Raw genomic sequence first — 24,231 nt, forward strand, 5'->3', positions numbered from 1 at the left:
CAATCTCTTCATAATTAAATTTTATCGACTTCACAAGATTATCTTTATCAGGGTATATATTTTCAAATGTTATTCCTAAATGGATAGTATTCAAGATTCAATAAAGAAAATAAAATTTAATAGACCTTTAGTCTCTGTACAAGATATAGTCGAATTCATAAAAAAGGGCGAAAAATATTTGAAGTCTGATGGACTAATAATTTCTGAGGAAGAAGAATTTGAGTTCCTTCAAGGTATAGTGTTAAGCCCAGATTATCAGAGAACATATAAATCAAATTCTACTGAAGAAAGCTCAATAATAGAATCTTTAATAGTAGGAATACCTATTCCAGAGGTTTTCTTGGTCGTTTCAAGTAGAAATGAAATGCAAATTAGGCATGTAATGGATGGTCAGCACAGGTTAAATTCTATTTTTAGATATGTAAATAATGAATTTCCTCTAAAAAATTTAGAAATACTCAAAGATGATGATCGTTATTTAAATAAAAGATTTAATGATTTGGAAAAGAAGGATAAAATAAAAATTTTAAGTAGTCATTTATCTATACTTGAATTTGAATCTTTTGAAAATCCTCAGGTAGAAATTGAGTTATTTAAAAGATATAACCGAAACACAAAACCTCTTGAAAATCAAGAAATTGAGATGGCGACCTATTTTTCAGATTCAAGTAAATATATAAGTAATTTTATAAATAGATTAATTTCCCACACAAATGAAACTAAAATGTCTAAAAGAATAGAAGATGAAAAAGACATATTACATAAGATCTATAATATTACAAAATCGAGAAGTGATAAACAAAAAAATCATCAAGAAATTTGTGTAATAATGTATATTTTGGAGAATGGGTTAAAAGAGGGATTAAGAGATGGATCTATGATATCTAAGATATTCTTGGAAGAAAAAGCATTATTGTATAAAAGGGGTGAAGGCGAAAACTTAGATATGTTAGTAGATAAATTTGATGAATTCAACAAAATGTTGCTTATTTTGAGTAGGGAAGTAGAATATCCCTTTTCATCAGAAATGATAGATAATAAGGAGGAAAAGAAAGTAATCAAATTTTTAATGGGAGTTGCTATAGTTTTGGCAGCTATTCAATATTATTATGACATGGATATAAAAAATCCTAACATGATATCGGAAGTAATGTCGATAGTACAAATTTCTCCTATTGCAAATCCTGAATATAAAGCATCCACTACAAATCTAAAAAATGTAATGACTTATCTGTTTAGCAATCATCAAATTCATTTGAGAGAATTTGAGTCATTAAGGCTAAAGGATGGCTCTTTAAATAGTATAGGTGAATTTCTTGGAGGAATTCAATATAACCTCATTTAGATAGAATACGGTGAACCGTATCAAAAATAACGGGGAAACTCATAAACCCAAAATATATTTATTTGATAATAATGATAAAATTTGGTGACTATAATAGAATAGAAATAATTTGAGGGGATGATCTTTTGGCCTTAGTTACAAAACTAGAAAAGGCAGAAATAAATGCTAGAGTTCATGGCGAAGTAGAAGCTGATTATAATATTGTTATTAAAGATGGTAAAAAGTATTTGCAAATTAATACTTATGGTTCAGAACACCGAAAGGAAAACAAGGTAAGTCAAACTATCCAATTTAATGAGGAATCTGCAAATCAATTAATGAGAATTATTAAGAAAGAATTAGGAATTAGTATATTTTAATTATTTGATTTGACTATTTCTTAACCAACTTTCATCAGAATAAGCAATATATTATTTAATCCTTTAAAAAATATCAACGAAACAATGTTGGTATTTTTTTTTCATTTCTTTTTTCTGAATCAGGTTTGTTATAATTATTATAGGAAAATTTTATGAAACGGAGTTTTACTATGAATGTAGTTATAACAGAACCTTCAGCAGCGCCAGTTATTAATGCGTTAAGATCAATTGGCTACAATGCGAGAACAGCGGTTGCAGATTTAGTGGATAACTGTCTTGATGCGAAAGCATCAACCATTAATATTAATTTTGAATATGGTGACTCGGATGGAACGATTACCATAAAAGATAATGGAAGCGGTATGAATGAGGAAATGATACAGACAGCAATGAATATCGGTTCAAAAGACCCTAGGGCGAAAAGAGGGGCCGATGAACTTGGCAGATTTGGGATGGGCTTAAAGACAGCATCGTTCTCAATGGGAAAGCGATTAAGTGTACTTACAAAATCTTCAGGTGTCTATCATGAAAGGTGCTGGGATTTGGATCATGTTTCAGAGTGCAACGAGTGGCAGCTATTCACTTCTATTCCTAAAGAAGTAAGATCGAAGATGGGAACAGTAGAAGGTGAAAGCGGGACAATCGCCTGTATTGATAAACTAGACAGATTCATGGGAGCTGGCGGCAAACGTACACTAAAGGAAATTAGTTTCTTTAAAAAGGTTTCCCGAATTAACAAGCACTTGGAATTTGTTTTCCATTCCATTTTAGAAAAAAATAAGGTCAATATGTTTATTAATGGGAAAGAAATTACCCCTTGGGATCCATTTTTGAAATCTCACCAGCATACTATTGAAGGTGAATTGCAAGTCTTAAGAATAAATGAAAATAGAATTAGAGTACAATATTTCATTTTGCCGCATGCCTCCCATTTAACTGAACCTGAATATAAACAAGCAGGCGGTTATAAAGGTTGGAGAGACCATCAGGGATTTTATATATACAGGGAAAATAGACTGCTGTATTTTGGAGATTGGATGGGGCTGTTTCCAAAGGATGCAGCATCGCAGCTTGCAAGGGTAAGAATTGATCTTCCGAATGAAGCTGATACCGATTGGCAGGTAGACATAAAAAAGTCTGGAATCAACTTGCCCGAAGAGGCAAAAAAAAGGCTCGAGACTATTTCTGCAATTGCTAGGAAGGTCTCTAAGGAAATATTCTACTTTCGTACCCAGGGTAAGACTCCAGACCAAACATTTAAAGGGAGTTTAAATACATGGGAGCAGTCAGGAAGAGAGGATGGCCCCCAATTTGTGTTAAATAGAAACCATCCAATTTTAGCAGAATTATTTAATAGGATGGATGATGAATCAGCCAAGCTTTTTAATTTATATCTAAAGTTCGTCCAACTTGGTTCTCCCAGTAATATTATCGATTCTCCGAAGGTACCGGAGGAATTTGTTCAAGAGGTATCTGACGCTCAGAAAGCGTTGGTCATCCAGTTTGCATCAACTATTGTAAAACTAAATGTGGCTAATAATGAAGAGCAGCTGCTTAATGTATTAATTACACAGCCAGCATTTGATGGACTTAACAGGGCTACCTTGAAAAAGATTGTAACGGAGGCAGATATAATTGAATGATATGGAATTTAAAACTCTTTTTGAAAAAACCTTCGCAACAAATTATTATAACGTTAAATCAGTTTCTAAAAGTCAGCAGGAAGCTGCTGAGAAGGCATTTGAATTAGCTAGAGTAATGGTTTCGGGTTTTGGAAACTTAGATGATAGCACATTTGAAATGTGGTCATTGGAAATGTTCAAAAAGTATAAAATTGGGGCAGATATTCCAAAGATAAATATTATGCATCTAAATAAAGGGAAAAGCTGGTATAAACCTGAAATGGTATCTAACAGTTTTTTTTGGACAAGATACCGCCAATATTTGACTCAAATAAAAGGCTGGCCTATGGAATCTGTTGAAGCTATTGATGATACTACTAATGAAATTATGAAGTCTCTTGGGAACCCAGAGTCAATGGAACCATTTGATAATCGTGGAATAGTTTTAGGCTTTGTACAATCTGGTAAAACAGCCAATTTTACGGGATTGATTAATAAAGCTTACGATGTTGGGTACAAATTAATTATTGTATTATCAGGGATTCATAATGATTTAAGAGCCCAAACACAGATTAGATTAAATCAAGAGGTCATTGGCACAATGGATAAGGAAGGCATGCCAATAGGAGTTGCGCAAATTTATCAAAATACTGCCAATCATATTATCACTTCCTGGACAACAGAAGAAAACGATATTAGTTCACAGCATGGCGGGATTAGGAATTTAAATTCTCCTACATTGATGGTAGTAAAGAAAAATAAAACTGTGTTAGAGTCATTGCGTGACCAGTTAATTTACCATCGTAATTTATATGATTTGGATATTCCAGTCTTAATCGTGGATGATGAAGCAGATCAGGCTTCAGTTGATACTTCTGATCCCAATAAAAATGAGGATCCAAAAACAATTAATAGGCTAATAAGACAAATATTAGAGATTTTTAACCGAAAAGCTTATGTGGGTTATACTGCGACTCCATTTGCTAATTTGCTTATAAGTACAGAAGCAAAAACCGATGAAGAGGGGCAAGACCTTTATCCGAAAGATTTTTTGGTAGGACTCCCAAAACCAAAAGGTTATTGCGGTCCGGAGGAGTTTTTTAATGTTGAGGAAGATGCGGAAGATAAAAGGCCTAGTTTAATACGCCATCTAAGAGTAGAAGATACTCAGATATTTACAACCATTAAGAAAAAAACGGATGCTGAAAAATTTGAAGAGGTTCCTCCTCAAATGCGAGAGGCGATCATGGCATTTCTGCTTACAATAGCCATCAGAAATTTAAGAGGGCAGAGGAATAATCATAATTCCATGCTTATCCACACGTCACGTTTCAAAGATGTACAGTCAAACGTTAAGGATGAAGTGGCGAGGACATTTGAGGCTATTTCTCATCAAATCCAATATAATCCCAAAAGTAAGGTGTTAACAGAAGTTAAATCACTATTTGAAGAAGATTTCCAGCTTACAACAAAGGAATGGCCGAAAGAAAATCCAATGTTCAGTTGGGATGAAGTGTATGAAGAACTAAAAAGAGTGGTTGATCTTATTCAAGTGTTCGAAATTAACGGGAACAGTAAAGATGCGTTGGCTTACAATCAATATAAAGAAAATGGATTAAATGTCATTGCAGTCGGCGGGGATAAATTATCTCGAGGATTAACACTTGAGGGATTGAGCATTACTTATTATTTCAGAAATACTTTAATGTATGACACACTTATGCAGATGGGACGCTGGTTTGGCTATAGAAATGGGTATATGGACTTATGCAGGATTTATACTTCAGAGGAGATCGCTTCCAACTTTGAGCATTTAGCTATTGCAATGGTGGAATTAAGGGAAGAATTTGACCGACTTGCACAAATGGGTAAGACCCCCTCCGAGTATGCAGTCAAAATGTTGAGTCATCCTTCCATGACCTTAACAAGTCCATTAAAGATGAAAAATGCAATTTCTTCAAATATTATCTATGGAGGGACACTGCAACAGACAAGGCTATTTGATACTAGTGAACAGTTCTATAGAACAAATATGCAGGCAACTGTAAGGTTGGTTGATAATCTTTCTTTATCAAAAACTAATTTTGGAAAAGGGAAGACCAGCTATTATGTAGATTCAAATGTTAAAGCTGAGATTGTTAAAGACTATCTTTCAAATTATGAGACTAGAGGGGATAAAGCGGATTCCCATTTGATGATGAATTATATCCAGCTTGCTAATGAAAATAGGGAGCTGCTTAACTGGACGGTAGCTGTTGTAGAAGGGGACCCTGCAGACAGATCGCAATTAGGAGAATATCCAGTTAATCTGGGGAGTCTATTTTTGGAATCAGCTGTAGGCCGTGGTAAAAATGTAGATGCACCAATAGATAAGAGTAATAATATTGATATAAAGGCCATCGTTGCGCCTAATCAAGAGTTTATTGATATTGATCCTGATAAAATAAAGGGCATAAGGAAAAGGGAGGAGAAACGGAAACTTCGTCCAAGAGAAAGAGGTTTACTGTTAATCTATCCGTTAAATCCGAATGTGGATGTTTTTAAGAGTCTGAATGTCCCCTTTTCAGACAACTTGGTCCCGATCGGTTTATCCATTTCATTTCCTTTTACTGATATAGATGAAACAGATGTTTACCAGATAAATAAGACTGTCCAATAATATTTTTATAAGGAGAATAGTTGTGGTAAACCTTAAAATAGAGTTTGAACAAATGCTTTCTGAGCTTGAAAAACAAGTAGATAATGAATTTTATAAACTAAATGTTCTTACCTATGAGGCTCCAGTGATATTCGCTGGGATTGATGCAGGAAATTTAAACAGGCTACTTTATATTGATTTGGGTCAATCCCCTTGGGATGAAGAACAACTAAAGGCCCTTCCTAAATGGAGGGGATTAACGTTAAAAACGGAGTACTTTGAGAAAATTTTCTCTTTGAAAAATCATCATTTTTTAATTATTCGGCAGGAAGATGAGCAAAGCACTGACATTTTTGACTCAGTGCTTCAGAATTTAGTTGATCATCTCGTAAGTAATAAGGATGAATCTTTATTTTCAAATATTTATAGTGTCCTCGACAGGTGGAGAGTCTTTTTCCAAAGGGGAGGATATCGAAAACTGTCAGATGAGCAGCAGAGAGGTTTATTTGGCGAGCTTTGGTTTATGAATGAATGGCTTGATAGGTTTCCTGGCCAGCCACCACTAGTAGTGGAACAATGGTATGGGCCTACTAAGGGAAGAATTGATTTTAAAAGTAAGAAATGTGGTTTAGAAATAAAGACAGTGGCAGAGAAATTATCAAAAACGATTAAAATTTCTAATGAGGAACAATTGAAACTAAGTGAAGCTATTTCAACGATTTATTTGTATGTGTGTTTCTTAGAGCAAAGTAAAACACATGGTATGTCTTTAGAAGAACTTGCAATTCAAGTAAGAAGTAAGATAGCTGACAGATCTGAAAGAATAGCCCTTATTTATAACGATTTTTTGACCGATCTTGGTTTTCGGGAAGAGGAATACGCGGATACATTATACTTTGTCGAAAAAATAGAGGTTTATGAAGCAAGAGAAAACTTCCCAAGGCTTCTAAAAGAAGATCTCCCAAGAGGCATATCTCATGTAACATATAATATAGATCTTACTCATTGTTCAGACTTTGAAATGGACCTGGAGAACATATATCAATACTTTAGAGTGGATGGGGAACGATGATTGAAAATAGGCAGCGAAAAGAATTTCTTATAGATTTTATGGAGGAATTGGAAGAAAAGGCTATAAAGGCAGGCAGCTATCAAATCCCTTTTTTAGATAAGATGCTTGGTTTTATGGATCGACCGGATGAACCTGAAATATTATTTCCTCCGTATTTAGATACAGCAAAAAATATTGCTATTAATGCTTATTCCTTTGATGAAGATAGCAATATCTTGGATTTATATATCGTAGATTACAATTTCGAGCAAAACGAAGATGATTTGCTTACCATCACAATGACAGCAATACAAGAATTTGCTACTAAAGCAAAACGATTTTTTACAAATGCTTCTGCATTAATCCAATCAATTGATCCCTCTTTACAATCGTTTGATTTAGCAAAATTGATAACAGATAAAATTGAAGTAATAAATGAAATAAATATATTTGTGATAACAAATTTATTTTATACCTCCAACAAACCTGTTGATCTTTCTATACCTGGGATTGAAACTGTTAATGTGCAAGTTTGGGATATTGACAGGGTTCAACAGTTGATTACTGCTGAGCAGGCTATCGAGACGGAATATATTGATTTTGAACGTGATTATGGAGAGTCGTTTAATATGATACTTGTCCCCGATCCAGTCAGTGGAGTTAAGAATTTTGATTGTTATGTTGGTTATATTTCAGCTGAATTATTATCAAAAGCATATGATGAATGGGGTCAGAAACTGGTTGAGCGAAATGTAAGATCGTTCCTCCAAGCCCGAGGTGGTACAAATAAAGGCATACGTGATACATTAAAGGATCCTTTTCAGAGGAAAATGTTTGTAGCTTATAATAATGGGATATCAACTGTTGCACGTTCAGGCGATATTGAGAAGATAGATGGTGGAGAAAACTTATATAAAATAAAGGCATTAAGTGGCTGGCAAATCGTTAATGGAGGTCAAACTACAGCTTCTATTCATCAAGCCTATAAAGACGGGATTAATTTAAAGGATGTCTTTGTACAAGCTAAATTAACCATTCTTCAGTCAAGTGAGTTCATGACACAGGATCAGCACCTATTAGAGGATGAAATGATTTCGCGAATATCACAATATGCCAATACTCAAAACAAAATAAATAAATCGGATCTTCTCGCGAATACTCGATTTATGTCTGACTTAGAAAAGTTTTCCCGTAATATATGGATTCCAGTATTTGATGGAAGGAAACCGGAGAGTAAATGGTATTTTGAACGCGCTCGAGGTCAATACATGGTGGATATAAACAGGCGGAAACGCGGCAAAGAACAAACTGAGTTTAAGAAACAATATCCAAAGGATAAGGTTTTGACGAAAGTAGATATTGCAAAACACTTTATGTCTTGGGATGGTTATCCACATGTATCCAGTAAAGGTGGGGAGGAAGCTTTTAAAAAGTTTATGGATTTAAATAAGAGTTTCTGGAATAACGAAGGAAATAATCAATCCAAAATAACTTTATCTTTCTATCAAAAGCTCATAGCAAGATCGATTATAAATAAGCTGGTTCAAGAAATTGTTGAGGATATGAATCTTCGAGGATATAAGGCGAATGTAATTTATTATACGGCAGCAATGCTAAATCATTTATATGGAGAACAAATTGATTTGGTACAGGTTTGGGAAGCTCAGTCTTTGTCCGACAAATGGGATGAAATAATTCGAATTATGGCTGATAAAACCCTATCCTTCCTTAGAGAATCAGCTGGTGAAAGAAATGTAACACAGTGGGCAAAACAAGAGGCCTGTTGGATTCAATTTAAGGAAAATTGTTCAAAAGAATTAAGTAATCTTATATAAGTGACATTGATACCCCTCGTCTATGTTTTAGAAGACGGAGGGTGTTTTTTGATGTTGAAAAAATTGAAAATATGTCTGTAGTCTATTTCTATATAGCTTTCTTATAGATGATACCAATTAAAAATACTAGTAGTGATGCTACATTTTTAATGGTTTGATGATATAATTGTAAGGTTATTATTTTTAAATTTAACAGGAACGTACGTTCCTTTTATGCTATAATAGATATTGACAGAGTCCTTTCTGATTCCTGAAAGGTATAAAAAAATTTCAAGAAGACTTCTTCTTGTAGAGGTGGAATATATAGTGTATAAACTACAAGTTATGGATCTTTTTGCAGGTGCCGGTGGTCTCAGCAATGGGTTTGAGCAAACAAATAAGTTTGAAGTGAAAATAGCAGCTGAAATTAATGAAAATGCAAGAAAAACTTATCAGCAGAATCATAAAAGTGTTACTTCATTTCCCAAAGATATTACTAAAATAGAGTTTAAAAACAAAAATGGGACCTTGAAGGATGAATATCAAGACATTGACGTAATTATTGGAGGACCACCATGCCAAGGTTTTTCTAATGCAAATAGGCAGAAGAACACACTTATTTCTTCAAATAACCAGCTTGTAAAAGAATATCTTCGAGCGATTGAAGATATTAAGCCAAAAGCTTTTGTTATGGAAAATGTAAAGACATTGGAATCAGAGAAGCATAAATTTTTTGTAACTGAGGATGAAGAGACAATACTATCTGAATTAGATGTTGAGTATTTTGATGAATATATTAATATAGGACCATTGACAAAGAACTCAAATAGCTTAAAATCTTTTTTAGTTAATTCATATAAAAATAAGGATGACTTAACCCCGTATTTATTAAATAAGGAATTGTTAACAAAATTAAATTTATTACTAAGGCATGCGAAAAAACAGTCAGAGAATGCATTAAAAGATTTCTTAAGTAAGGAAAATAATAATAAATATTTCAAGAGGATTTTGAGTAATAAATGGCAAGAAATGCACAAGAAATTTTTCGATGATGCCTATGAGAGCACCTGGAATGACCTCCATACAATCCTTGGAAAAATATTAGAAGATGATGAATTTAATATTAATGATCTTACAAATACACTAGGGGATGTCATCGAAATCCAAAGGATAATTAACAAAATATCCGAGATAATTCAAAACAACATTATGCTTTATAGGGATATTCTTGGTGATATTATTAATATCACAGGAGATAATTTTGAAATTTATATAAAATCTTACAACGTATTTAGTTATATAAAAGCAAAGGTTAAAAGTTTAGGATATAAGTTAAATGAAAAGCAATATATCTTTAATACAGCAAATTACGGTGTTCCGCAGGAGAGAAAGAGGCTTATTCTAATTGGCGTATTAGAAGAAGAGTTAAAGGTGGAAGAAGTTAAAATTCCTGAACCAATATTTGATAATCCAGGAGACTATAATAAGATATTTGATGCTATTGGAGATTTAGAAAAATTACCACCATCAACTTTTGTGGGTGATGATCAAATGCATAGGGGAGAGTTTAACTCATTAGTTGAAAATAATTTAAACCAATATCTAAACAATAATAGTAATAATATGGTCTACAATCATGTTAGAACAGAGTCAAGAGAGATGGCACAAAAAAGGTTTGAATCGCTAACTGCGGGACAAAACTTCCATGATTTGGATGACTCGTTGAAGTCGACATATAGTGATCATAGCAGAACCCAGAACACCATTTATAAGAGACTGGACTATAATAAGCCATCGGATACAGTTGTTAATGTTAGAAAATCGATGTGGATACATCCTAAGTTAAATAGGGCGATCAGTATTAGAGAAGCAGCTAGATTACAATCATTCCAAGATTCTTATAAATTTTATGGAACAAAGGATTCACAGTATCAGCAAGTTGGAAATGCAGTCCCACCATTAATGGCTAGATTTGTGGCAGAGAGTATACTAGAGTCACTTGGGATTGATATTAATGAAAAAATTAAAGATATTATAAATCCTAAAATGTTATGTAATAAATAGAATAAATTTCCTGGGAGCCAATTATTTTTGGCTCCCTTTTATTTGAATATACTGCTTAACCCCTCATAAAAGGTTTTAGAAGAATTATACGTAATTGTCACTTGTTTTTATTTTCTAATAAATAATGTTAGGGAAAATCTGGGGATTAATAAAACTATTTACTTATTAATATGTTAAAATTATTGTGAATATAATAATAGTTTTCAGAGTAACTTGAAACTGAATCATTCCTTCAAAGTAAAAAGTGAATACGCTTACTTATCCTTGCATTAGTAATGTATAAACGTATGAAATAAATAATAATGGAATCCCATTTATTTTGGGAATGTTGGGACGGTGAAAAAGTGATTACAGAAATAGTACAACCTATTGTTTCAAATTTTATTAAGTCTTTAAGAGATATAGGCTATACCTTTGAAGTAGCTGTTGCAGATGTGCTAGATAATAGCATAACTGCAAAAGCAAATAATATACAAATTGTTTGCATTCCAAATACCAGTACGATATTTACAATATTAGATAATGGTATTGGAATGTCTAATAGTGAGTTGATTGACGCAATGCGTTTATCTGCGAATGACCCGGATTCGCCAAGAGAGGGCTCAGATTTAGGAAAGTTTGGATTGGGGCTCAAAACTGCGTCCTTTTCACAGTGTAAAGATTTAACGGTATTAACAAAAAAGGATGGGATTGTTTCTATTAAGCAATGGGATTTAGAATATATTTCACGGGAAAATGAATGGCTATTAATAACCCCTGACATATATAAGTACAAAAATATTCCATTATTTGAGGACTTTATGAACCTAGAGAGTGGAACATTAGTCGTATGGCGAGGGATTGATACTTTTACGGAAGCCGACATCCCCCAAAAGTTAGATGTTTTACGGAGCCATTTATCTTTAGTCTTCCATTGCTTTTTAGAAGGTATTGTTCCTGGTAAAAATACATTAAAAATTTCTGTTAATGGCCAAATGTTGGAACCATTCAATCCGTTTAACCCAAAGCATATTGCTACACAGCAATTGGTATCGGAAAAAATTAAATACAATACTTCAGAAATAACGGTGCAGCCTTATATTTTGCCGCATCATTCAAAGCTATCGCAACAGGAATTTGATAAATACGCTACAAAAGAGGGCTATACCAAATCGCAGGGATTTTATTTATATCGTGCCCATCGTCTTCTGATTCATGGCACATGGTGGGGAATGCATAGAACAAACGATGCCCATAAACTTGTACGGATTAAAATAGATATTCCTAATAATCAAGATCACGATTGGGGTATTGATATTAAAAAATCATCAGCGAATCCTGTGAGTGAAATAAAGAGAGATCTAAAACGTATCATTCAGCAGGTAACAGTAAAGGGTTCAAGACCATTTACGGGCAGAGGTAAAAAGATTGAGGACAAGACAACCACTCGTTTTTGGGAGTTGATTGCAGATAATAAGGAAATTCACTTTGCTATCAATCGAGAGCATCCTATTATCAAAAATCTTGAAGATACACTAAGAGAAGACCAGCACCATTTATTAAATGTTATTTTAATGGGGTTAGAAAGCTATCTGCCACTCGATGCAATTGTAGCTCAGTTAAATACCAATCCGTTAAAGGTTAACCAGGAAACACTAATTAGAGAAAATGAGATAAAAATGCTAGTGGAAAATTGGCGTTCAAAGGGAATAAGTGAAGCGTTCATTAAGGAATTACTGAAGACGGAAGTATACAAAAACAAGGAGGGGTATTTTGAAAATGCAAACCAACATTGAGGTAAATCATCATACCATGTACAAACATGTAAAAGAAAAGATTTCAGGAACTCTCCAAGAACAAAGTGGTTTGCAGGAGGATACCATCCAAACAGTTATAGAAGAATGGAAAACATTAATCAAAGTTACACCCCCTCAGTACTTAAAGACTATTTTAGGAATAGCAGATGCTAATAATATACGCGAATTATCATCAGAGGAATGGAAATATCTCCAAAATGAAATGGAGCAATCCTTTAACGTACGAATCACCACTGGGATTCTTGTAACAGGTGAAGAGCAGAAGAATAGAGACACAACTTGGTGGACAGGCAAAAAACAGCTCCAAACTGATAATTATTATCTAACTAATTATATGATGTACATGAAACGTGATTTACCGCAAAAAGTACTGGAAACCATTAATGAAGATACTGATGCTATTATGAATAACTTAGCAGATCCTGATTTAGAGTCCTTTTCAAGGTATGGTATGGTAGTAGGCCATGTCCAATCAGGAAAGACCTCTAACTATGCTTCGTTAATTTGTAAGGCTGCTGATGCCGGTTATCGTTTTATCGTTGTTATTGCCGGCGGGCAAAATAACTTGCGTGACCAGACACAAGCACGACTAGATGAAGTGTTTGTTGGAGCAGATTATAACGGTGTCGGGCAATTAGCTGGATTTAAAAGAGAAAAAATGCCTGCGAGTTTAACCAATGCAAAAAATGATTTTAAAGTTGAAACTGCAAGAGCACAGGGTACTACAAACTTTGATAATATGAAGCAACCAATTTTAGTCGTGATTAATAAACATACGAAGACTTTAGATCATCTATTAAAATGGTTAGATATCCATTATAAGAATCAGGTGGATAAACCGATGCTGGTCATTGATGATGAATCAGATTATGCATCGATTAATACAAAAAAAGAAGAAGATCCAACAGTTATCAATGAGAAGATACGGCTTCTTTTACAGAAATTCAAGAAAAGTGCCTATGTAGCCTATACGGCAACGCCATATGCTAACATTTTCATCGATCATAATGCAAAAAATGATGGTGCAGGAAGAGATTTATTCCCGAGCGATTTTATATACGCGTTAGAAGCACCATCTAATTATTTTGGTGCAGAGAAGATTTTTAATAAAGACAATGAGAAGTATGTTGTAGAAATTCCCATTGATGAAGTTGTTTATGAGCTAGATGAGGACATTCTCTATCCACCAAATGAAATCCCTTTTGTCATTAAGCACAAAAAGGACTATGATAGTGAATTTAAAAAACTGCCCGAAAGTTTAAAGGATGCCGTTCGATTATTTGTTATTAATATAGCGATTCGTAATTTACGCAATCAAAAAAAGCATAATAGTATGTTAATCCATATTTCTAGATTTACTGGCGTTCATGTTAAGGTGAAAAAACTAGTAGCAAGTTACTTTGAGGATCTTAGAGCTGAAATTAAAGCATACGGTAACCTAGCGAATCCGTACAAGTATCCACATTTGAGTAATTTAAAAGATACATTTTCTACAAGATTAAAAGGCATCGAATTCGATTTTGGCACGATTTTAAAAGAAGTATGTATATTAGTAGACTCCATCCAAGTTGTAGATGTACATCAAAAAGCCAAAATACCTTTAGCATATCGAAAGGATATTCAATCAAATGTTATCGTAATTGGCGGGTTAAGCTTGTCCCGCGGTTTTACATTAGAGGGGTTAAGTGTTAGTTATTTCTTAAGAACGACTATTTACTATGATACCTTAATGCAAATGGGCCGATGGTTTGGTTATCGAATTGGATATGAAGATATTTGCAGGGTGTACTTAACGGATGATATGAATAAGAAGTTTGGTTTTATTATTGATGCTACCAATGAATTAGTCAGCCGCTTAAATGTTATGCGCGAAGAAAATTTAACACCGGAAGACTTTGGACTGGCCGTTCAATTGCATCCAGATAGTCTGCTACAGGTTACAGCCCGGAATAAGTCAAAATATACAGAAGATATGTATTTAGAGATGAACCTGGATGGTCAGATTAAAGAAACTAGATGGATCAGCAATATACCAGCAGACTTAGATGCAAATGAAATCCTGTTATCTGAAACGATCCAAGCCTTACAAAATGGCGGTTACGGGCATGTAGCAGCCGATAGTCATGTTTGGAAAAATGTTGATAAAGCGATTGTTCAACGATTCGTGGGAAATTACCGATTATATAAAAATGACCCTTTAGGATTAAAATCGAGAATGCCGATTGAATTTATTAAAGATTATATTGAAAGAGTGAATATAGACTGGGATGTAGTCTTATACAATGGTAAAGACGAGGCTGAACTCTTCCAGGTTGATTCCATACAAGTACATCGGCAATACCGGTCTGTAAAAGAAAAACAGGGGTATTACGAAGTAGCTAATAGACAGCTTTCACGTGCGAATCCGGAAAGTATTATCATGCCGGCCGAATTCAAAAAATTAAAATCACCTAAAATGCGCGAAAAATTGGAGAAACCAGTACTTTTCGCGCATGCGTTGGAACTTGAGGATACAAATAATAATATTAAAATAAATGCTGTTGGGTTTAGTATCAGCTTCCCAACCTCAATTGATCCTTTTGTTAACAATGTAAAAGTTCGAATTAATAGTGTGTATAAAAAGCAACTGGAAGAAGCGTATAAAGAAGAAGCTGATGAAGACGGTGTCTACGAAGATGAATAATCCCTGGTTACAATTAGACCGGCTCAGCCGGATAAGAGTTAAAGAATCAATCAAATACAATGCGTTTTGGATTGTGGATGCCTTCAATCAATATGGATTAATGATCCAATGTGATGAAGACTTTATGCAGCCTATCCGCGAGATTAAGCTGAATGGAATTCAGATACAGCTTGATCAATCTTCAACTCCGAACAAGCTGATTTTACTATTAAAAGAAACGAAGGACTGGGAAATTTTTTTAATCCTTTGCAATGATTTACTTAATGTTATGAAGCAACATGAAGAAGATATTATTGTAAATGTAATGAAGCGGTTAGAACGCTGGCAAAAGCTTCTTCGCAAATCTGCCTTTAAAATTATGTCCAAAGAAGAACAAATGGGCTTGTACAGCGAATTAAAAATTTTACGTGATTCCATTATTCCTGCCTATGGATATAGTGCCGGTATCCACGGCTGGGTTGGCGCACTTGGAGATAAACAGGATTTCCTTCTGGAGAACTTCGCAATTGAAGTAAAATCCTTTCGGATGACTTCAGGTAATCTTGTTTGGATTTCTTCAAAAGAACAATTGAATTCAGAAAAAAATCCTTTGTATCTATTTGCCTGTGCTCTAAATGAAGCAGGCAGAGGGGAAACCATAGCTGACTTGGTTAAATCAATTACAGAAGAAATTGAAAATGAAAGCCTTTCAAATGAGTTTATTGAAAAGGTTGAAGAGTATGGTTTTTTTACAGAAATACCGCAGGAATCTTTAACAAAGTTTCATATGGAGCAGGTTACCGGTTATGAAGTAAGAGATGGATTTCCTAAAATAGCCTTAAAACATGTTTCACCATTGATACCAAATATAAAATACAGCATTGATTTATCAAGCTGTTCACAATTTAAGGTTAGTATTAACTCAATTTTGTTGTAAAGGGAGATGGAAGTAATGATAACTTTAGAAGAGTTCCATCAAGACTTCTTACAATCTATCTTTTCTGATTCTGAAAGCCGCGGATTAATGAAAGCTCAATCATTTTTCGAATTAGTATGCGAGGATCTCATGCAGGTGGGGGACCTGACCAATAATTACGAAATGGCAGAGTTTATTAAAACAGGCTGCGAAGTTTATGGATATGATTTTGATGAAGATAGGAAAATATTCACACTAATTAACTTTCAATTTTTTCAGGATGATGCCATTGAAACATTAACCAAACAACAGGTAACGACAAAGTTTAATCGCTTGAAAAAATTTGCTGAGTTAAGCATTAATGGTCTTCATTATGATTTAGAGGAGACGTCCGATGCTTATTCTCTCGCATTTAACATTAATCGGCACATGCAAAACAATTTAATTGATAAATTTCGTTTTGTTGTCTTAACCGATGGAAAAATGTCTAAAAACATATCCCATATACCAAACGGATTGATTAAAGGTATCATATGCGAGCATAAAATTATTGATATAGACTATTTATACAGTATCTATAAATCTGAAAACAGCTCCGGTTCATATGAAATTGAATTGAAAATTCCCTTTCTCGAGGTGCATAACACATCCGATGAATATCAGTCCTATTTAGGGATTATGGATGGGGATCAATTATTTAAAATTTACGATGAATACGGGCAAAAGCTCCTTGAGCAAAACGTCCGTACCTTTTTGCAGTTTAGAGGCGGCGTCAATAAAGGGATAAAAAATACCATTCAATATAAACCGGATATGTTTTTTGCCTATAATAACGGCATCACGGCTACAGCTACACATGTGGAATCCGAAAACGGATATATCACCAAAATTACCGATTTCCAAATCGTAAACGGCGGCCAAACTACTTCTGCAATTTATGCAGCGAAAAAGAACTCGAAGCTGGATATTTCCAATGTTTCGGTACAAATGAAATTATCGGTTGTAAATAATATAGAGAAAAAGGGCGAATTTGTATCGAGCGTATCACAGTATGCCAATACGCAAAACAAAGTAAACAAATCTGACTTCTTCTCAAATAGTCCATTCCACAAAGAAATGAAGGATTACTCTAAACGTATTTGGGTCGCTACAAGTGGGGGTTCTCAGAAACGCACTCATTGGTTCTATGAAAGAGTGCGCGGGGAATATTTAAATGAACAGGCTTATTTAACGCAGGCTAAGAAAAAACAGTTCCAAATTGAGAATCCGAAGGATAAGCTAATCGATAAGACATTCCTGGCAAAAAGCGAAAATTCTTGGGACCAGAAACCACATATTGTTTCTAAAGGTGCCCAATACAGTTTTGAAGAATTTGCTAATTCGGTAACAGATACATTAGAGAAAAATGCGATGGCGATCACTGAGAATTATTTTAAGGATGCCGTGGCAAGAGTCATTCTATTCCGTGCAACAGAAAAAATTGTTTCTAAGGCTCCTTGGTATGAAAATGCATTCAGAGCTCAAACTGTGGCTTATTCAGTCGCATTGCTCTCTCATTCTATTCAAAAGAGGAAATTATTTTTGGATTTTAGCAGTATTTGGGATGAACAGCAATTACCAGTTGAGTTGCATGAATTAATGAAGATTATTACAAAGAAAGTTTACGAGAGGATTACGAATCCGCCGCAAGGGTCTGCTAATATCGCCCAATGGTGTAAAAAAGAGCAATGCTGGAACGATGTTCGTGGTCTTGAAATTGATCTATCACCGCTTAAGAAAATGGTTATCACTACTGAAGAAGCAAGGTATGAACAGAAAACAGGAAAGAAACAAAAAGAATTAGACAACGGTATTGAAATCCAAGCGTTTGTTATTCAAACTAATTTTGAACATTGGATTCAGCTATTCGGCTATTATAAAAATAATAATAACTTTAGATCTTTAACCATTACTCAAAGGGACATCTTAATGAAATATATCGGTGGCAAACTCTCTTTACCATCCGAAAAACAGTCGAAAGTACTCTACTCTTTATATCAGAAGGCTGCTAAAGAGGGATGGGAAGTATTAAATAGATAATACTGAATTATGTTTTTTGTATATAGAAAAAGATTATTACAAGATTGGAATAGAATCCTGTTTATTATAATCGTATTCTTCAAACTCCTTAGCAAGGGCATTTATTAATGCTGCTAACTTTAATAGATGCTCTTGGCTTGAGCAGAGTTAACTCTGTTTTTCACTTATAAATCCTGCTATTTTGTTTACTGTCTCATTGAAATCTTCTTTGAATTCGTGCTCCCAAATCCTTAATAGATTCCAGCCGTTTTCTTGATAGAATTTATTTACTTCTAGATCTCTGCTGATATTTCTCTCTAGTTTTTTCTCCCAATAATCCTTATTGGACTTCGGCATATTACCGTGAATAGGACAGCAATGCCAAAAACAAGAATCAATAAAAATGACAATTTTATATTTCTTTAAAGCAATATCAGGCTTTCCAAATAAATTGACATTCTTGCGAAAGCGAAATCCCATTTTCCAAAGTGCTTTTGTGACTCTATTTTCTAAAGCGGATTGTGACTTTATTGCCTTCATATTTTTTGTTCTTTGCTCTTTTGTTAAGTTATCAGCCATTAGGGTTCAGTCCAAAAATGTATTTAATATAAATATTGGTACCCATAATATATGGAAAATAAACAGATCCATTAGCAAAAGTATACTCATATTAAAAGCTTGATATTCGGTTAGTAAACATGGATATTCCTAAAGATTCAAGTATGAAATACTTTGAATACAGAAAAAGGATTGGCAAAATTTATATCGATTAAATACGGGGTATATTGAAAAATACGAAATAGGTGCCTGCCCCCAATCAGTAAAGCTTTAATGCAACTGGGGGCAAGCACTGTTTTCTGTTGTATGTCTATATTCAAAATTAACTTGACAGGCAGTGCACTTGAAATGTTTATCGCACTGCCGTCATATTACTGTTATATAAGTTTGAACACTCTCTCATACATTCAAGGTATAAACTTCTTATTTTTTCATTAGGGCATAATTTAAGATATGATTCGGTTTCTAATAGGGATATTAAAGGTTTCATTTCTTCATAATACTCAACATGCTGTTTGGTAGTTAAAATCTTTTGATATTTTTTTAGGAGTTTTAGATAAGAACGATCAATCAAACGGTATTCGCATTTCGCGAATTCTGTACGATAAAAGCTATGCATTTCACTTTCAAAAACTTCTTCTTTATTACTATTTTCTCCGAAAAAAATATGGGTTCCTGTAGAATGGTAAAGATATTCGCCATTTTTGTAATGTCTTTTTTCGATGCGGAACCTATGCCAGTTCCTGGCTTCATCAAAACGCACTCCTAATGTCGTTTGGTTGGAAATAATTGTAGGGTTAAGGTTCAATAAATATTGAAAGATTTGAACATTGGTTTCCCTTTCAGAAAGACTTGTGATCGAGCACCAACATAAATAGTTGTTGTCTAATGCTCCAATTATACAGACTTGTTTATCAGGGCTGAGATAGATGTCAAAATAAATGGATTTATCGTCAATTTTATAATTAGGAACGAAGCTATTATTTTTATTAACCAAATTATATTTTTCCATTTAGCTGATTCATCCTTTCCATTCCGACTTCTCGAACTTTGCCTATAATTATAAGTTTAATTGCCCCTCTTTTGAAGGCTATTGGCTGCCGAAAATAAAAAATTAAATTTGCTCCGTATTCCACCCTTTCACATGTTAATTGGGTTTATTTTCTGTGATCAGGAAAATAGGGACAGGGTTGCAGGAAAGTGGGTGAAAAAGGCGAATGTAATAGGAGCATAAGAAGCAAAATTGGAGGTATTTAGATGGATATAACAGAATTTTGGAAATTAGTCGAAGAATCGAAGGGATATGAGGAAGGTCAGGCGGAATGGCTGACAGATATATTGAGTAAGAAAACGGAAAACGAAATATTGGATTATGAGTTTATCTTCGAAAGTTATTTGAATGAAAGTTACCAATCACGACTTTGGGGAGCTGCTTATGTAATAATAGGTGGGTGTTCTGATGATTCTTTTGATTACTTTCGGGGCTGGCTGATCTCGCAAGGAAGAGAAGTTTATGAGCAAACAATAAAGAACCCTGAGTTCTTAGCTGACTATATTTCCGATGAAAATCTTGGTGAAGAAGAGGTTCCTGAATTTGAAGATTTCCTGTCTATTGGATTTGATGCCTATACGCTGAAAAAAGGCGGAGACCCAGAAGAATGGGATGGAGATTTATTTGATGAAATGCAAGATTTACTAGCTAACAAAGGATTAAAGTTTAACAATGATATAGAATTTGATTGGGAAGACGAAGATGATTTAGCCGAGATGTTTCCGGCACTATGGGAGCGGTTTGGAGAAGAACCATTGGGTTATTAAGATGGAAAGGATGCCTGACCCCCATTACGATCGGGTCAGCATATAATTGTGAAGTATATCGATGAGCGAACCGTTCGAAATGAAGAAGAACAGTTAATGCTTGCGATTTTCTACTATTCTTTTTATAATGCACATCCAGCCAATGAGCTTTGTTTAGCGGTTGAATGAGGAAATGCCATCATTTTTGGTACCGCGGGTAAATAAAAATATTCTCTAAGTTAATAACCCACCACTTAGTCTTTAAGACTTGAAGTGGGGGCTTGTGAAAGCCTATGTTGACTACCCTCAGTCCTTCGAGGACTACGTTGGTTAGGTCATGACACCTACGAATGCTCCCCAAGTTCGTAGCAACTGTCGTCTATGGTTAAAAGCTCTGTTGGGTAGGAGCGGTGCTGTAGACACAACAAGCCTTTCTAACATTGGGTATGGGGCATTTTACTCTAAAAAGGAGGTACACGTAATGTTCGTGTACGTATTAAATCATCATGGTAAACCATTAATGCCATGTCAACCAAGAAAAGCAAGGATGCTATTAAAACAACAAAAAGCAAAAGTGGTAAATCGTACACCGTTTACCATTCAATTACTTTATGGTAGCAGTGGCTACAAGCAATCTATTTCTTTAGGTGTGGATACAGGAACCAAGCATATTGGTGTATCTGCTACTACCGAAAAACAAGTGTTATTCGAAGGAGAAGTTCAGCTTCGTACTGATATACAGGAATTATTAGCCACTCGCTTGCAATTTCGAAGAACCAGAAGAAGCCGTACTACTCGTTATCGACAAGCTCGTTTTTTAAATCGCAAAAAGACGAAAGGATGGTTAGCTCCTTCGGTGCAACATAAAGTGGATTCACACATTAAAATAGTGAATTTGATTCATAAAATCCTTCCTGTGACCAAAATAACAGTAGAAGTCGCACAATTTGACACACAACTGCTTAAAAACCCTCTTATTGAGGGAAAAGCTTACCAACAAGGCAATCAAATGGGTTTTTGGAATGTACGAGAATATGTGTTATTTCGAGATAAGCATACTTGTCAACGTTGCAAAGGCAAAAAGAAAGATAAAATTCTTAACGTTCATCACATCGAAAGTCGAAAGACAGGTGGAGATTCTCCTGGTAATTTGATTACCTTATGCGAGACCTGTCATAACGAGATTCATCAAAAAAGTTTAGAGCATACAATCCAAAGAAATACGCATCCTTTACGGGATGCTTCACAAATGACGGTCATGCGTTGGTTTATTTACAACGACATAAAGGAAGTTTATTCGCATGTCACATTGACCTATGGGTATATCACTAAGAATGTTCGCATTACAAACAATTTGGCGAAACAACATGCGGTAGATGCTCGTTGTATTAGCGGTCATCCATTAGCGAAACTAACGAACACTACCTTTCAATTAAAATTTGTTCGGAAGAACAATCGTCAACTGCATAAAGCGACTATTCTCAAAGGCGGTAAACGTAAATCAAATAAGGCAGTACGATTTGTAAAAGGCTTTCAGTTGTTTGATAAGGTTGTTTACGAAGGGCGAAAATGCTTCATTTTTGGCAGAAGAAGTAGTGGCTATTTCGATATACGTTTATTAGATGGAAGAAAGATCCATACATCTGCCAGTTGGAAAAAACTCAAAAGAGTCGAACATGCAAGCACATTACTAATTGAAAGAAAAACAGGCGATTCCTCCCCGACTTACGCTATCGCTTAGAAGTCGGAGTCTCCTCGCTTTAAAACAGATGAAGCTCTTGCTATGCAAAAAATAAATGTAGTTAGGCAAAGGAGATGGGACTAAATGTTGGTTACTGAAGTGAGAGAAGATGAATACTTAGAATCAGTAAAACTGTCAATGTATGCATTTCAATATAAGATTGAGGATTCTGACTTACCTGCTAGAAAAGAACTGGTGAAAAACCATAAAATTTTAGGAATATGGGATGAGGACATTCTGGCTGCTAAACTTCATATTATTCCATTAAAAGTTCATATGAAAGATGATGAATGGAAAATGGGTGGAATCGCAGGTGTCGCTACATACCCTGAATATCGACGAAACGGTTATGTAAAAACACTCATTATCGATTCTTTAAAGCACATGCGTGAAAATGCTCAAATCGTATCGCTTCTACACCCATTTGCTATCTCTTTTTATCGGAGATATGGATGGGAAATATTAAGTGAGCAGAAAAAAATAACGATTGAAAATAAGGACCTGAAGTTTCTCGAAAGCCAGCAAGGTTTCATAAAAAGATATTCAAAAGAGACCCATAATGAGGAAATTGAAAAGATTTACCAACAATTTAGCATTCAACATACCGGAATGCTAAAACGCGAGACCAATTGGTGGAAGCATCACGTATATGATGAAGATTCGCAGCTTGCTGTCTATTACCATTCCGAGAACGAGGCTAAAGGTTATATTCTTTACAATGTGAAGGAAAGAAAAATGGATGTGCAGGAGATGGTTGCCATGGACCATGAAGCAAGAATCGGGCTATGGAATTTTATTTGCCAGCATGACTCCATGGTTGAAACCGTGACGATTACTCTTGCCAGTCAGGATCCTTTTCCTTATTTTCTGCCGCAACCCAAGGTGAAAATAGAGTTAAACCCTTATTTTATGGCAAGAGTTGTCGATGCTGAAGAATGTTTACGGAGATTTCCTTTTATACCCGGAAATGAGATGCTATTCCTTCATCTAGAAGATTCACATGCCCCTTGGAATAATGGAAGCTATTTAATTGGAAATGGCGAAATAAAGGTATTTAAAGAAAAAGCTGGTGGCCAATGTGTTCATCCTCCTAAAAAAGGGATTCGTTTAAATATCAATTCCCTTTCAGCCATTCTTTTTGGATATAAAAAACCGATGGAGCTTTTTGAAATGGGATACTTGAAAGGATCCGAGATGGAGATTGAGCTATTCGAAAAAATAGTCCCATCTATGAAATCATCATTCTTTGACTTTTTTTAATTCATTTATTCGGATGTATGCTTTTTTGTTTTTAAAAAAGAAAGGGGGTGAGGTAATCCTCTCCCCTTTCCTAAAACGAACAATAGAGCGAGGAGAAATCAAAGAAGAAAACCTGATACATATTGCCCATCTATTTCACTTTGAGTTCCTTGATGATGGAGATCAATCATATAATCAATTTTGTATTTTTTTAACACATTATTATGCAAGGCTTGGGTCTCTGGGTGTATTTTGGCAACATGGTCACGGTTTAAATCGGCACCTACAGCATTATAGCGAGTCAAATGCCTTCCGCCGTCAGCGACATAGTCATCAAGGGAAAAGTTGACATCACCCATAGCTCCATCAGCATTTAACATTGGTACGATCAGGATATTTACGTGCTCAAGAACTCCTTTCATTTTATTTGTTCCTAAATGTTTAATAAATTCTAAAGCACCTTCTGTCGTCAGTTGTTCATTTCCATGTTGCTGGGTTAAAAAGAGAATAGTCGGATTGCTAGGGTTTGACATATATTTCGCGAGGTAAATGTCACGGCCTTTAATCCCCC

The 24,231-nt window shown here is 34.7% G+C and carries 16 protein-coding genes and 1 pseudogene; 14 read left to right on the forward strand and 3 right to left on the reverse strand.

Annotated elements, in window-relative coordinates:
• The first annotated feature begins 79 nt into the window (after positions 1-79).
• The 11 genes from ACIQXV_RS26345 to ACIQXV_RS26395 all read left to right on the forward strand — a co-directional run bounded on the left by ACIQXV_RS26345 (position 80) and on the right by ACIQXV_RS26395 (position 18,346).
• Positions 80-1,345, forward strand: a complete 1,266-nt coding sequence (locus tag ACIQXV_RS26345) for a DUF262 domain-containing protein (RefSeq protein ID WP_402964259.1) — start codon at positions 80-82, stop codon at positions 1,343-1,345.
• Between the two features lie 125 nt (positions 1,346-1,470).
• On the forward strand, positions 1,471-1,704 hold the full coding sequence (locus ACIQXV_RS26350; protein ID WP_402964262.1) for a hypothetical protein: 234 nt from the start codon (positions 1,471-1,473) through the stop codon (positions 1,702-1,704).
• A gap of 170 nt (positions 1,705-1,874) precedes the next feature.
• Positions 1,875-3,347 carry an ATP-binding protein gene (locus tag ACIQXV_RS26355; RefSeq protein ID WP_402964265.1) on the forward strand — a complete coding sequence of 491 codons (1,473 nt, stop codon included), beginning with the start codon at positions 1,875-1,877 and terminating at the stop codon, positions 3,345-3,347.
• A 1-nt stretch (position 3,348) separates the two neighbouring features.
• On the forward strand, positions 3,349-5,985 hold the full coding sequence (locus ACIQXV_RS26360) for a Z1 domain-containing protein (RefSeq protein WP_402964401.1): 2,637 nt from the start codon (positions 3,349-3,351) through the stop codon (positions 5,983-5,985).
• Positions 5,986-6,007: 22 nt separating this feature from the next.
• The gene (locus ACIQXV_RS26365) at positions 6,008-7,036 is read left to right on the forward strand and encodes a PD-(D/E)XK motif protein (RefSeq protein ID WP_402964268.1); all 1,029 of its coding nucleotides are present in this window, start codon (positions 6,008-6,010) and stop codon (positions 7,034-7,036) included.
• Positions 7,033-8,850, forward strand: a complete 1,818-nt coding sequence (locus ACIQXV_RS26370) for an AIPR family protein (RefSeq protein WP_402964271.1) — start codon at positions 7,033-7,035, stop codon at positions 8,848-8,850. The genes ACIQXV_RS26365 and ACIQXV_RS26370 overlap by 4 nt, the downstream gene beginning before the upstream one ends.
• A gap of 306 nt (positions 8,851-9,156) precedes the next feature.
• On the forward strand, positions 9,157-10,893 hold the full coding sequence (locus ACIQXV_RS26375; protein WP_402964274.1) for a DNA cytosine methyltransferase: 1,737 nt from the start codon (positions 9,157-9,159) through the stop codon (positions 10,891-10,893).
• A 344-nt stretch (positions 10,894-11,237) separates the two neighbouring features.
• Positions 11,238-12,668, forward strand: coding sequence for an ATP-binding protein (locus ACIQXV_RS26380; protein WP_402964277.1), 1,431 nt, complete (start codon positions 11,238-11,240; stop codon positions 12,666-12,668).
• The gene (locus ACIQXV_RS26385) at positions 12,652-15,372 is read left to right on the forward strand and encodes a Z1 domain-containing protein (protein WP_402964404.1); all 2,721 of its coding nucleotides are present in this window, start codon (positions 12,652-12,654) and stop codon (positions 15,370-15,372) included. The genes ACIQXV_RS26380 and ACIQXV_RS26385 overlap by 17 nt, the downstream gene beginning before the upstream one ends.
• A complete protein-coding gene (locus ACIQXV_RS26390; RefSeq protein ID WP_402964280.1) occupies positions 15,365-16,288 on the forward strand; it encodes a PD-(D/E)XK motif protein in 924 nt (307 codons plus the stop codon). Before ACIQXV_RS26385 ends, ACIQXV_RS26390 begins: the two co-directional genes overlap by 8 nt.
• A gap of 15 nt (positions 16,289-16,303) precedes the next feature.
• Positions 16,304-18,346, forward strand: coding sequence for an AIPR family protein (locus tag ACIQXV_RS26395; protein ID WP_402964283.1), 2,043 nt, complete (start codon positions 16,304-16,306; stop codon positions 18,344-18,346).
• Between the two features lie 147 nt (positions 18,347-18,493).
• Here ACIQXV_RS26395 and ACIQXV_RS26400 read toward each other — a convergent pair whose 3' ends face one another.
• Positions 18,494-18,904, reverse strand: a complete 411-nt coding sequence (locus ACIQXV_RS26400; protein ID WP_402964286.1) for a very short patch repair endonuclease — start codon at positions 18,902-18,904, stop codon at positions 18,494-18,496.
• A 331-nt stretch (positions 18,905-19,235) separates the two neighbouring features.
• Positions 19,236-19,895, reverse strand: a complete 660-nt coding sequence (locus ACIQXV_RS26405; RefSeq protein WP_402964289.1) for a hypothetical protein — start codon at positions 19,893-19,895, stop codon at positions 19,236-19,238.
• A 245-nt stretch (positions 19,896-20,140) separates the two neighbouring features.
• Here ACIQXV_RS26405 and ACIQXV_RS26410 point away from each other — a divergent pair, with 245 nt between their 5' ends.
• The 3 genes from ACIQXV_RS26410 (at position 20,141) to ACIQXV_RS26420 (ending at position 23,681) form a co-directional block, all read left to right on the forward strand.
• Complete coding sequence (locus ACIQXV_RS26410; RefSeq protein ID WP_402964292.1) at positions 20,141-20,701, forward strand: DUF4240 domain-containing protein; 561 nt, start codon at positions 20,141-20,143, stop codon at positions 20,699-20,701.
• A gap of 460 nt (positions 20,702-21,161) precedes the next feature.
• Positions 21,162-22,421: an RNA-guided endonuclease IscB gene (iscB, locus tag ACIQXV_RS26415; protein WP_402964295.1), complete on the forward strand. Its 1,260-nt coding sequence runs from the start codon at positions 21,162-21,164 to the stop codon at positions 22,419-22,421.
• Between the two features lie 84 nt (positions 22,422-22,505).
• Complete coding sequence (locus ACIQXV_RS26420; protein ID WP_402964298.1) at positions 22,506-23,681, forward strand: GNAT family N-acetyltransferase; 1,176 nt, start codon at positions 22,506-22,508, stop codon at positions 23,679-23,681.
• 101 nt (positions 23,682-23,782) lie between these two features.
• On the opposite strand, the pseudogene ACIQXV_RS26425 reads toward ACIQXV_RS26420, so the two are convergent.
• Positions 23,783-24,226 (reverse strand): annotated as a pseudogene (locus tag ACIQXV_RS26425) (M14 family zinc carboxypeptidase); the annotation flags it as partial.
• Positions 24,227-24,231 lie beyond the last annotated feature (5 nt).

The organism is Neobacillus sp. NPDC097160, assembly GCF_044762155.1.
Classification (GTDB): Bacteria; Bacillota; Bacilli; order Bacillales; family Cytobacillaceae; genus Neobacillus.